Source organism: Actinoplanes sp. CA-030573, assembly GCF_050951115.1.
In the GTDB taxonomy this organism is placed as follows: Bacteria; Actinomycetota; Actinomycetes; order Mycobacteriales; family Micromonosporaceae; genus Actinoplanes.
Genome location: NZ_CP192038.1, coordinates 692,829 through 704,722, shown reverse-complemented (window position 1 = coordinate 704,722; position 11,894 = coordinate 692,829). Strand labels below are relative to the sequence as shown.

The window sequence follows — 11,894 nt, the reverse complement described above, 5'->3', positions numbered from 1 at the left end:
CCATGGCAAAGGTGCTGTACTCCGCGACCATGTCGCTCGACGGCTTCATCGCCGGGCCGGGCGGTGACATGTCCTGGCTGGCCGACCACCTCGGCCCCAACGAGACCGCCGACCGGATCGTCGAGAAGATCGGGGCGATCCTGGTCGGCCGGCGGACCTTCGAGGGCGACGACCCGAACAAGGGCACCGACAAGGAGGGCGCGTTCGAGGGCGCCTGGCACGGCCCTCAGTTCGTGCTCACCCACCGGCCACCGGACGAACCGGTGCCGGGCACGACCTTCGTCACCGACCTGGCCGAGGGGGTCGCGTTGGCCAAGGACGCGGCCGGCGACAAGTACGTCAACATCCTCGGCGCCGACGTCGCCCGGCAGGCCCTGCAGGCCGGGTTCGTCGACGAGATCCTGGTCTTCGTCGCGCCGGTGCTGCTCGGCGACGGCACCCGCCTGTTCGAGGTGACCGGCGGCGCGAACATCCGGCTGGACCGGCTCAGCCAGTCGGAGTCACCGATGGCGACCGGCATCTGGTACGCCGTGGCCGGAACTTAGGGTCTAGCGCCCCCGGCCCCGGCGGCCGGTGGGAGCGTCGTGGCGGAAGTGCACGAAGAGCCGGCCCCAGTTGTCGCCGTCCTTCTCCACGCGGTGGTAGAGCTGCTTGATCTCGCGCTGGTCGAGGAAGCGCAGCACCTTCTTCTTCAACGCGCCGCTGCCCTTGCCCGGGATGATCTCGACCGTGGCCGCCTTCTTCTCGATGGCCTCGTCGATGATCCCGCGCAGGGCACGGTCGATCTCGTGGCCCTTGTTGAAGATGTCGTGCAGGTCGAGCTTGAGCTTCACGGGTGAATCCTATTCGTGCTCGGATTTGCCGAGCCATTCCTCGACCCGGTGGACGGCCTCGGTGTAGTCGTCGTGCCGCTTCATCGCGGCCGCGAGCCGCAGGTGCGGCAGCGCCTCACGAAAGCGGCCGGCCCGTTCCAGGGTCCGGCCGAGCACGTGGTGCGCGTAGTGATCCGAAGGATCATGCTCGATCAGCGCTCTGAGCTGGGCTTCGGCGCCGGCCAGCTGGGCCGAGTTGAAATACGCGCGAGCCAGCAACTGCCGGACGGCCGTGTTGTGCGGCTCGGCCTCGACGATCGGCTCGAGCAGGCGGGAGGCGCCGAGCGGGTCGCCGGACTCGAAGAAGAAGGTGGCCCTGCGGTACTCCTCGAGAAGATCCACGTGCACGCTCCCCACACGCTCGCACCCGCCGACAGAAGACAACGCTGGCACAACAAGCGGCCAACGGCGAGTGTTCCGATGATCCAAGCTTCCCGACAAATCACCGCATACGGCAACCACCCCGGCGGAGAATGCCTGCGTGGGGGACTTCTCGAGCCATGTCGTGTCCGCTCCGGCCCGCCGATTCGAACGCGCCCGTGCCGGCGCGTTCGGGGTGTTCGCCCTAGTGCTGTGCCTGATGCTGGCGGGCGGAAGCTCGTCGCCGGCACTGCGCTCGCCGGCGTTCCTGATCGCGGGGATGCGCGACATACCGTCGCCGCCCTCGGGGCAACCGTGGACGCCGGCGCCGGTCGACGCCGACGGGCTGACGATGGTGGCGAGCTCGGACGGGCAGCGGTTCGTGCTGCACACCGCGGGCGGGGACCAGACCTTCCTGCCCGGCGTCGACCTCGGCGCCACCACGCCCGGGCACGTGCCGGCCGACGTCTCGATCTCGGCCGCCCAGTACTACGCCTGGTTCGACGCGATGAGCATGCTCGGCATCCGGGTGGTACGGATCTACACGATCCACTCGCCCGCGTTCTACCAGCAGCTCGCCGAGCACAACCGCGACCACCCCGAGCGGCCGCTCTACCTCATGCAGGGCGTGGACCTGCCGGGCGGGTACATCGCCACCAGGAACTTGTACGACAAGCAGGTCACGGACTCGTTCAAGCGCGAGATCAAGGACGCCACGAACGCGGTCGCGGGCCATCTGAGCTCGTCCGGCAGGGCGTGGGACACCGATGTGACCCCGTGGCTGGCCGGCTGGATCATCGGGGCGGAGCTCGACCCGTACGCCGCAAGCGCCTCTGACCAGCGCAACCGGACCGCCCCGCCGGTGTCCGGCAAGTACTTCCGCAGCACCACCGAGGCCAGCCCGACCGAGCGCTGGCTCGCGGCCCGGATGAACGAGCTGGCCGGCTACCAGGCCGCGAAGGGGCTCACCGAGCCGATCGCCTTCGTCAACTGGCCGACGACCGACCCGCTGCGCCATCCCGAGGAGCCGCTCGGCCAGGAGGACATGTACCAGCTCGACGCCAACCACGTGCTACCGACGGCGAACTGGCCGGCCGGGACCTTCGCCAGCTACCACGCGTTCCCGTACTACCCCGATTTCCTGCGCCGGGAGCCGAAGCTGCAGCCGGGCGACGCGTACGGGAACTATCTGACCGCCCTGCACAAGCATCACGCCACCATGCCCACGATGGTCACCGAGTTCGGCGTGCCCTCGTCGATCGGCTCGGCGCACGCCGGGCCGCTCGGCCGCGACCAGGGTGACCACAGCGAGACCGAGGCCATGCGGATCGACGGCGACCTGCTGCGGCTGATCAAGGACCGCGGGCTGGCCGGCGGCTTCCTCTTCGAGTGGACCGACGAGTGGTACCGGCTGGCCTGGAACACCATCACCCACCAGGACGCGAGCCGACGCCAGCTGTGGCACGACGCGATGACCAACGAGCAACACTTCGGCCTGCTGGCGATGGATCCGGCCGGGCTCGCCGGGCACCAGACGGCGACGCTCATCGACGCCGACGGCGGCTGGCCGGCGACCCGGGTGCGCGCGCACGCCGACGAGGCCTATCTGTACCTCGACGTCCGGCTGGGCGATTCGGCGCTGGGCTCGGTGCAGGTCGGCTTCGACGTGCTGCCCTCGGTGAGCGGGACGCCGATGGCCGGCAGCAGCGACCGGCGACCGGACGCGGTGGTCGCGCTCAATCTGGTCGGGCACACCGGGCAGGCGTATTTGCGGGAGCAGCTCGACCCGATGCCGCTCGACCAGGCGGTGCCCGAGTCGCAACGAGGTGCGGCACCGGACGGCTGGCGCCCGTACGCGCTGCTCACCGACCGGGCGAAACCGATCGAGCTGCAGAACGCGGGTCTTTTCCGGTACGGCACCTGGGACCCGGGGAACGACGAGGCCGACAGCCGTACGCTGTGGCGCCTCGACGGCAACGACCTGACCGTCCGGGTGCCGTGGGCGATGCTGGCGTTCGCCGATCCGTCCTCGCGCGCGGTCGGGGTGCCCAAGGGCGGCAAGCTGACCCTTCAGACCAGTCCCGGGGTGACCGTCTCGTTCGCGGCCGCCGGCAAGGATCAGTCGGTCGGCCGGTACACCTGGAACCCGTGGAACCGGCCGCTCTACACCGAGCGGCTCAAGAAGGGCGCCGCGTCGTTCCGGGACGCGGCGCTGTCCGTCACCGCCGGCTGACCATCAGCAGCGTGGTGCCGCCGGCGACCAGCAGCGCGCCGATCGTCACCAGCAGCAGCGGGTTGTGCCCCGGCCGGTACGGGTCCGGATAGCCGGCGCCCCAGCAGAACACGTCGCCGGCCTCGGTCAGCGCGCAGGTGCTGTCCCCGTCGGCGACCAGCTGGACGACGCGACCCTCGAGGCCGACCTGGACCAGCCGGTCCCGGCAGTCCCCGTCGCAGCCGTCCGTCGCGCTCGCCGGGGCGGGCGCCACCAGGAACAGCGTCGCGACCACGGTCAAGATCGCCAATACCCGACGCGTGATCCACATGCAACCATTATGGGCGATTTATACGCTTTAGAGCGTTTTCGACACGCCACCGGTGGCCGCGGCGACCTCGGCGAGGACGGCGTGGCTCGTGATCGTGTCGGCCGCCGTGACCGTCGCATAGCCGGCCTGTTCGCTTGCCGCGCCGAGCCGGGTCGTCGCCAGGGTCTCGGGCCCGAGCGCGGCCGCCACCGCGACCGCCGCACCGAGCGCCGCCAGGCCGGTACGCCGCCGCCAACCGAGCATCTGGTGCTTCATCGTCTGCGTCATGACCACCACGATCACGGCGTCCGGTGTCATCGGGCTATGCGAGATCTTTCCGCTTCCTGTGCATCCGGGTCACAGGTGCTACACAGGAAGCGGAAAGGCGGCGCAAAGCGTGACCCGTGACAGTAGGGGCATGACGATGGCGAACCAAGAATCCGGCACCGAGCTCCGCCGCCCCGACGGCGGCCCGGTTCGAGTCCTCGTGGTCGACGACGAGCCGACGCTGGCCGAGTTGCTCTCGATGGCGCTGCGCTACGAGGGCTGGGAGGTGCGGAGCGCCGGCGACGGCCAGACCGCCGTTCGCACCGCCCGCGACTTCCGGCCGGACGCCGTCGTGCTCGACATGATGCTGCCCGACATCGACGGGCTCGAGGTGCTGCGCCGGCTGCGCGGCGAGTCGCCAGAGGTGCCGGTGCTGTTTCTGACGGCCAAGGACTCGGTGGAGGACCGGATCACGGGGCTGACCGCCGGCGGCGACGACTACGTGACCAAGCCGTTCAGCCTCGAGGAGGTCGTGGCCCGGCTGCGCGGGTTGATGCGCCGGATGGGGCACTCGCCGATGCGTACCGAATCGCAGCTGATCGTCGGAGATCTCTCGCTCGACGAGGACAGCCACGAGGTGCGCCGGGGCGGCGATCTGGTCACGCTCACCGCGACCGAGTTCGAGCTGCTCCGCTACCTGATGCGCAACCCGCGCCGGGTGCTCAGCAAGAGCCAGATCCTCGACCGGGTGTGGAACTACGACTTCGGGGGCCAGGCCAACGTCGTCGAGCTCTACATCTCGTACCTGCGCAAGAAGATCGACGCGGGGCGCGCACCGATGATCCACACGATGCGCGGGGCGGGTTATGTCCTCAAGCCCGCCGACTGAGATCCGCGCGCGCTGGCGCCGCCCGGCGAGCTGGTCGCTGCGTACCCGCATCGTGGCGATCATCATGGTGCTGCTCACCCTGCTGGGACTCGCCGTCGGCGGCACCGCCGAGATCTTCCTGAGCAAGCAGCTGTACGACCAGGTGGACACCCGCCTCGGCCAGGCTCTCCACCCCGTTCACCCGGGCGGCGGCAGCGATCCCGGCGACTATCGGTTCCCGCAGGGTCTCACCCCGAAGTTCGACAACGACCAGCCGTTCGGCGGCGCCGAGGTCGGCTCGATCACGCTCACCTACACCGACGCCACCGATGTCCACGGCGGCATCGTCGTCCCGACCACCGATACCGACGGCAACTACCGGACCAAATATGACGATCTGAACGCCGAGGCCCTGACCCAGCTGCTCGCGGTCAAGACCGACGGCACCAAGAGCGACGTCGATATCGCCGGCTACGGCTCGTATCGGGTCGTCGCCGAAACCACCGCGAGCGGACAGACCCGCGTCATCGCGCTCTCGTTGAGCGACACCCACGACGTGCTGCTGCACGTGGCCGAGGTGACCGGCGGGGTCGTGCTGATCGCCCTGGTCATCGCCGGATGGGCGGGCACGTTCATCGTCCGCGGCACGCTCGCGCCGCTGCGCCGGGTCGCCAACACCGCCACCCGCGTCTCCGAGTTGCGGCTCGACCGGGGCGAGGTGCAGCTGGCCCAGCGGGTGCCCGAGGGCGACACCGACCCGAACACCGAGGTCGGGCAGGTCGGCGCGGCCCTCAACCGGATGCTCGACCACGTCGGCAACGCGCTGGAGGCGCGGCACGCCAGCGAGATGCAGGTACGCCAGTTCGTCGCCGACGCCAGCCACGAGCTGCGCACCCCGCTGGCCGCCATCCGCGGGTACGCCGAGCTCAGCCGCCGCAGCCGGGCACCCATCTCGGAGGAGGTCGCCCACGTGCTCGGCCGGGTCGAGTCCGAGGCGAAGCGGATGACGCTGCTCGTCGAGGACCTGCTGCTGCTCGCCCGGCTCGACGCGGGACGGCCGCTGGCCCACGACCCGGTCGACCTGACCATGCTGGTCGTCGACGCGATGAGCGACGCGCACGCCGCCGGCCCGGGCCATGTCTGGCAGCTCGACGTGCCGGAGGAGCCGGTCTCGGTGATCGGCGACGGGGCCCGGCTGCATCAGGTGCTGGCCAACCTGCTGGCCAACGCGCGTACCCACACGCCCGACGGCACCACCGTCACCGTCTCGGTGCGCGCCGACCAGGAGTCGGCCGTGCTGCAGGTGCGGGACGGCGGCCCCGGGATCCCGGCCGAGCTGCAGCCGCACATCTTCGAGCGGTTCGCGCGCGGAGACAGCTCGCGCTCGCGGGCGGCCGGCAGCACCGGCCTCGGCCTGTCGATCGTGCACGCGGTCGTCACCGCCCACCGCGGTCACGTGTCGGTGCGAAGCGTCCCGGGCGAGACCGTGTTCACCGTGGTCCTGCCGTTGGTGCCGCCGGCCCTCGTCCCAACAACTGGTCACCAACTGGCCCAGCGGGCCCCGTGACCGGTTATGCTTGCCGACGTGTCTTGGACGTATCGGTGGTTTACCGGGCCGGCTCACGCCGGTGCCTCGGTTGTCACCGCATGACCTGAGACACCAGCCAGAGCCGGCCGAGGCAGCGACGACGTCGCTGCCTTTTTGTTTGCCGGCTCTCGCCCGGGCGCCGGCCCGAAATGGAGATGAACCACCGTGACCATCCCCGAGGTCCAGCGCGTCCGTGACCAGCGCATCGCCGCCGTCGTTCCGCTGATGAGCCCCGCGTTGCTGCACCACGAGCTGCCGCTGACCAGCGACCTGCACGACAGCGTGCTCGACGGCCGCCGCCAGGTCGAGGACGTGCTCAACGCCCGAGATCCACGGCTGCTGGTCGTGGTCGGCCCGTGCTCGGTGCACGACCCGGCCGCCGCCGGCGAATACGCCGGTCTGCTGCGCGAGCAGGCCGACCGGCTCGCCGACGATCTGCTCATCGTGATGCGGGTCTACTTCGAGAAGCCGCGGTCGACCGTCGGCTGGAAGGGCCTGATCAACGACCCGGCGCTGGACGGCACCGGCGACGTCGGCACCGGCCTGCGCATCGCCCGCAAGCTGCTGCTCGAGATCGTCGGGCGCGGCCTGCCGACCGCCGTCGAGTTCCTCGACCCGATCACGCCGCAGTACATCGCGGACACGGTGGCCTGGGGTGCGATCGGCGCCCGTACCGTCGAATCGCAGGTCCACCGGCAGCTCGCCTCCGGCCTCTCCATGCCGATCGGCATGAAGAACCGCCCCGACGGCAGCATCAGCACCGCGATCGACGCCATCCAGGCCGCCGCCGTGCCGCACGTCTTCCCCGGCATCGACTACTCGGGCACGCCGGCGATCCTGCACACCACCGGCAACCCGGACACGCACCTGGTGCTGCGCGGTGGCGGCGGCAAGCCCAACTACAGCGCCGCCGACGTCGAGGACGCGCTGCAGCTGCTGCGCAAGTCGTCGCTTCCGGAGCGGCTGGTCATCGACTGCTCGCACGGCAACAGCAACAAGGACCACCTGCGGCAGCCGCTGGTCGCCGACGACGTGGCCGGCCAGGTCGCCGACGGGCAGCGCGGGATCAGCGGCGTGATGCTGGAGAGCTTCCTCGTCCCCGGCCGGCAGGACCTGGGTGGCGAGCTGACCTACGGCCAGTCCGTCACCGACGCGTGCATGGGCTGGGAGCCGACCGTCCAGGTGCTGGAGCGGCTGGCCTCGGCCGCTCACAGCAGGCGCACAGTCGCCGCATAAAGGGGCGACAGCGGGCGCGTCGAGAGTTGGCGCATGACCTCGACGTTGCCCGCCGCTCCGGTGGTTGTCGCCGCCCCCGCACCGCCGGCCCCCGTCCGGCCGCGGTGGGAACGGCCCGCTTTCCTCACTCTTCTGCTGCTCACCGGCGTCCTCTACCTCTGGGGACTCGACAAATCGGGCTGGGCCAACGCCTTCTACTCGGCGGCGGCCCAGGCGGGATCGGCGAGCTGGAAGGCGTTCTTCTACGGCTCGTCCGACGCGGCCAACTCGATCACGGTCGACAAGACGCCGGCCTCGCTCTGGTTCATGGCACTCTCGGCCCGGATCTTCGGGGTCAACTCGTGGAGCATCCTGGTGCCGCAGGCGCTGATGGGCGTGGCCGGCGTCGGCCTGCTGTACGCGACGATCAAGCGCTGGTTCGGCCCGGCGGCCGGCCTCATCGCCGGTGTGACGCTGGCGCTGACCCCGGTCGCCGTGCTGATGTTCCGCTTCAACAACCCGGACGCCCTGCTGGTGCTGATGATGGTGGCCGGCGCGTGGGCGACCACCAGGGCGATCGAGAACGGCAAGACCAAGTGGCTGGTGCTGGCCGGGGCGTTCGTCGGCTTCGGCTTCCTGGCCAAGATGCTGCAGGCGCTGCTCGTGGTGCCGGCGTTCGCGCTGGCCTACCTGATCGCCGGGCCGCCCAAGCTCGGCAGGCGGATCGGGCAGCTGCTGCTCGCGGGCCTCGCGCTGGTGGTCTCGGCCGGGTGGTACATCGCGATCGTCGAGCTGGTGCCGGCCTCGATGCGGCCGTACATCGGCGGGTCGCAGAACAACAGCCTCCTGTCGCTGGCCCTCGGCTACAACGGACTGGGCCGGCTCTCCGGCAACGAGACCGGCAGCGTCGGCGGCGGGGGTGGCGGCAGCGGCTGGGGCGAGACCGGCCTGCTGCGGATGTTCGACAGCTCGCAGGGCGGCCAGATCTCGTGGCTGCTGCCGGGTGCGCTGATCGTGCTGGTGGCGGGGCTGGTGCTGACCGCGCCACGGCTGCGCACCGATCGCGGGCGAGCGGCGCTGGTGCTGTGGGGTGGCTGGCTGGTGGGGACCGGGCTGGTCTTCAGCTACATGCAGGGGATCTTCCACGCGTACTACACGGTGGCGCTCGCGCCGGCCGTGGGCGCGGTGGTCGGCATCGGGTCGGTGATGCTGTGGCGGGCCCGCAGAGAGCCGGTTGCGGCGTGGACGCTGGGCGCGGCGATCGCGGTGACGGCCTGGTGGTGCTATCACCTGCTGGGGCGCACCCCGGACTTCGTTCCCTGGTTGCGCTGGGTGGTGCTGGTCGGCGGGCTGGGCGCGGCGGTCGCGGTGGTGGCCACGCAGCGCCTATCGGCGCGGATCGGACTGGTGGCGGCGGGCGCTGCCTTGGTTGCGGTTCTTTCCGGACCGGCGGCGTACGCGGTGCAGACCGCCTCCGAGGCACATACCGGCTCGATTCCGTCCGCCGGGCCGTCCACCGGTTTCGGCGGCGGCCCGGGCGGCGGCCGCTTCGGTGGAGGCGGCTTCGCTCGCGGGGGCGCCCCAGGGTTCCCCGGCTTCCCTGGTGGGACCTCGCAAAACGGCACCGCCCAGGGCGGTTTTCCCGGCGGTGGCTTCGGTCGCGGTGGCATGGGTGGTCTCCTCGACGCCGTGTCGGTCAGCGACGAGATGAAATCGCTGCTCGAGGCGAACGCGTCGCAGTACACGTGGGTGGCCGCGACCGTCGGCTCGCAGAACGCGTCCGGCTACCAGCTCGCGACCGGCGACCCGGTGATGGCGATCGGCGGCTTCAACGGCACCGACCCCTCCCCGACGCTGGCACAGTTCCAGCAGTACGTCGCCGACGGGAAGATCCACTACTTCATCGGCAACTTCGCCACTACGGGCAGCAGCGACGACAGCTCCGAGATCGCCCAGTGGGTGGCCGACAACTTCACGGCCACGACCGTCGGCTCCGTCACGGTCTACGACCTGACCTCCTGACCGCGTTTCCACGACGGGCGGCACCCTTACCGGGTGCCGCCCGTTTTGCCGTTTTCAGACTCACAGGGCCGCCACAGGACCGCCATACGAATTGCCCAGGGGCGAGCCCGACCTTTGGTGACATGAGCCTGACGACGCTGCCATCGCACGACGCCGACCCGACCCGGCTCGACGCCCCGGTGCTCGACGTGGTCGTTCCCGTCTACAACGAAGAGATCGACCTCGAGCCGTGCGTGCGGCGCCTCCACGCATATCTCGCCACGCATTTCCCGTACCGATTCCGGATCACGATCGCCGACAACGCGAGCACCGACTCGACCGCCGATGTGGCCCGGTGGCTGACCCGGGAGCTGCCCGGCGTGGCCTCGGTGCATCTCACCGAGAAGGGACGAGGGCGCGCCCTCAAGCACGTCTGGACGAGGTCGGACGCGGCCGTCCTCGCGTACATGGACGTGGATCTCTCGACCGACCTCGGCGCCCTCCTTCCGCTGGTCGCCCCCCTGATCTCCGGTCATTCGGACCTCGCGATCGGGTCGCGCCTGGCGCGCGGCTCCCGCGTGGTCCGCGGCGCCAAGCGCGAGTTCATCTCCCGCAGCTACAACCTGATCCTGCGCAGCGCGCTGTCGGCCCGCTTCTCCGACGCCCAGTGCGGCTTCAAGGCGATCCGCGCCGACGTGGCCGAGCGGCTGCTGCCGATGGTCGAGGACACCGGCTGGTTCTTCGACACCGAGATGCTGGTCATCGCCGAGCGCGCCGGCCTGCGGATCCACGAGGTGCCGGTCGACTGGGTGGACGATCCGGACAGCCGGGTGGACATCGTCGCGACCGCCGTCGCCGACCTGAAAGGCATAGCGCGCCTGCTGCGCGCGTTCGGCTCGGGCCGTCTGCCGCTGGCCACGCTGCGCGAGCAGCTGGGCCGCAACCCGCTGCCGATGGCCGGCGTTCCGGCCGGCCTCACCGGCCAACTGATCCGATTCGCCGCGGTCGGGGTGGCAAGCACGCTGGCTTACCTGCTGCTGTACGCGCTCCTGCGCACCGCGATCAGCCCACAGTGGGCCAACCTGGTCGCCCTGCTCGTCACCGCGATCGCCAACACCGCCGTCAACCGCCGAGTGACGTTCGGCGTACGCGGCAACGACGGCGCCTGGCGGCACCAGGCCCAGGGATTGATCGTCTTCGCGATAGGCCTGTCCCTGACCAGCGGTTCCCTGGCGCTGCTCGACGCGGCGTCGGCCCATCCGGCCAAGCACGTCGAGCTGGCCGTCCTGATCCTCGCGAACTTGCTGGCCACCGCGGTCCGCTTCCTGATGCTGCGGATCTGGGTGTTCCGCTCGCGCGCCCGCTCCGGGTCCGTCGCGCCCACCCACCCGGGATTCGTCGCACCTAATCCCTCGGGCACCGGCTCGCCCGCCCACCCGGGATTCGTCGCACCTAATCTCTCAGGCACCGGCTCGCCCACCCACCCGGGATTCGGCTCGCCTGACCGCTCTCACACCCCGTCGGTCGCCCGCTCACACGGCCAGCCGCGCTCTCACCAGGCCGGCCATCCCCAGGCCTGAACGCGCCGCCCTGCCGATGCCGGCCACGCATCACCCTTCCTCTGCCCGCCCGCGCCCCGCCCGGCCATGCCGGCGACGCGCCACCCTCTCAGCCCGCCCGCGCCCTGCCCTGCCGCCACACCCGCCTTCCTTCGCACGCCACGCATCAGCTGCGGTCGGCGGCGGTCGGCGGCGATCGGCGGCGGTCAGCGGCGACGGCGGCGGCGGCGGACTACCCAGACGGCCAACGTGGACACCACGACGGTGGCGCAGAAGGCGGCGATCACGGCGGCGATCCACCAGCCGAGGACGCCGAGAACGACGGCCGCCGCCCAGATCACGGCGGCGGTGAAGATCAGCGACAAGGTCATGCCGCGCCCGGATGGCGCGGACGTGTGCTCGGCGCCGGCGGTCATGCGGGCGCAGAAATCCGGGTCGTCACGCCTCAGCTGGCGCTCCAACTCCGCCAGCCGGCGACTGTCTTCCCTGCTCAGCATGTCGCACCTCCGCTCGGGCCAGGCCTGCCCGTCGATCGAGGAAGAGCATCTCGATCGATGCCATTGTTACTCGCGCGTTGCCTTCCGGACACCTCCATGGATGCCAGTTCCCGTCAATCGCCCGATTTACGCCCAGCGGTAGCGA

11 protein-coding genes and 1 pseudogene are annotated in these 11,894 nt (G+C 70.6%); 7 read left to right on the top strand and 5 right to left on the bottom strand.

Features of this window, described 5'->3' with window-relative positions:
* Nucleotides 1–2 precede the first annotated feature (2 nt).
* A complete protein-coding gene (locus ACQP2F_RS03250; protein WP_433300480.1) occupies nt 3–545 on the top strand; it encodes a dihydrofolate reductase family protein in 543 nt (180 codons plus the stop codon).
* Nucleotides 546–548: 3 nt separating this feature from the next.
* Here the strand turns inward: ACQP2F_RS03250 and ACQP2F_RS03245 are convergent, their stop codons facing one another.
* Both ACQP2F_RS03245 and ACQP2F_RS03240 read right to left on the bottom strand, forming a co-directional pair.
* Nucleotides 549–833, bottom strand: coding sequence for a Smr/MutS family protein (locus ACQP2F_RS03245; protein WP_263022203.1), 285 nt, complete (start codon nt 831–833; stop codon nt 549–551).
* A 9-nt stretch (nt 834–842) separates the two neighbouring features.
* Nucleotides 843–1,214: a tetratricopeptide repeat protein gene (locus ACQP2F_RS03240; protein WP_433300478.1), complete on the bottom strand. Its 372-nt coding sequence runs from the start codon at nt 1,212–1,214 to the stop codon at nt 843–845.
* A 139-nt stretch (nt 1,215–1,353) separates the two neighbouring features.
* Here ACQP2F_RS03240 and ACQP2F_RS03235 point away from each other — a divergent pair, with 139 nt between their 5' ends.
* Nucleotides 1,354–3,465, top strand: coding sequence for a hypothetical protein (locus tag ACQP2F_RS03235; protein ID WP_433300476.1), 2,112 nt, complete (start codon nt 1,354–1,356; stop codon nt 3,463–3,465).
* Here the strand turns inward: ACQP2F_RS03235 and ACQP2F_RS03230 are convergent.
* Both ACQP2F_RS03230 and ACQP2F_RS03225 read right to left on the bottom strand, forming a co-directional pair.
* Nucleotides 3,452–3,775, bottom strand: coding sequence for a hypothetical protein (locus ACQP2F_RS03230; RefSeq protein ID WP_433300474.1), 324 nt, complete (start codon nt 3,773–3,775; stop codon nt 3,452–3,454). The two genes, ACQP2F_RS03235 and ACQP2F_RS03230, sit on opposite strands and share 14 nt — an antisense overlap.
* 27 nt (nt 3,776–3,802) lie before the next feature.
* Complete coding sequence (locus ACQP2F_RS03225; protein WP_433300472.1) at nt 3,803–4,072, bottom strand: hypothetical protein; 270 nt, start codon at nt 4,070–4,072, stop codon at nt 3,803–3,805.
* 106 nt (nt 4,073–4,178) lie between these two features.
* Here ACQP2F_RS03225 and ACQP2F_RS03220 point away from each other — a divergent pair, with 106 nt between their 5' ends.
* From ACQP2F_RS03220 to ACQP2F_RS03200, 5 genes and pseudogenes are all read left to right on the top strand, one after another.
* A complete protein-coding gene (locus ACQP2F_RS03220; protein WP_433307326.1) occupies nt 4,179–4,910 on the top strand; it encodes a response regulator transcription factor in 732 nt (243 codons plus the stop codon).
* The gene (locus ACQP2F_RS03215; protein WP_433300470.1) at nt 4,888–6,456 is read left to right on the top strand and encodes a sensor histidine kinase; all 1,569 of its coding nucleotides are present in this window, start codon (nt 4,888–4,890) and stop codon (nt 6,454–6,456) included. The genes ACQP2F_RS03220 and ACQP2F_RS03215 overlap by 23 nt, the downstream gene beginning before the upstream one ends.
* A gap of 186 nt (nt 6,457–6,642) precedes the next feature.
* The gene (locus ACQP2F_RS03210; RefSeq protein ID WP_433300468.1) at nt 6,643–7,713 is read left to right on the top strand and encodes a 3-deoxy-7-phosphoheptulonate synthase; all 1,071 of its coding nucleotides are present in this window, start codon (nt 6,643–6,645) and stop codon (nt 7,711–7,713) included.
* Nucleotides 7,714–7,746: 33 nt separating this feature from the next.
* Nucleotides 7,747–9,714, top strand: a complete 1,968-nt coding sequence (locus ACQP2F_RS03205) for a glycosyltransferase family 39 protein (protein WP_433300466.1) — start codon at nt 7,747–7,749, stop codon at nt 9,712–9,714.
* A gap of 122 nt (nt 9,715–9,836) precedes the next feature.
* Nucleotides 9,837–11,030 (top strand): annotated as a pseudogene (locus ACQP2F_RS03200) (glycosyltransferase); the annotation flags it as partial.
* Nucleotides 11,031–11,458: 428 nt separating this feature from the next.
* On the opposite strand, the gene ACQP2F_RS03195 reads toward ACQP2F_RS03200, so the two are convergent.
* A complete protein-coding gene (locus ACQP2F_RS03195) occupies nt 11,459–11,749 on the bottom strand; it encodes a DUF3040 domain-containing protein (protein WP_433300464.1) in 291 nt (96 codons plus the stop codon).
* Between the last annotated feature and the right edge of the window lie 145 nt (nt 11,750–11,894).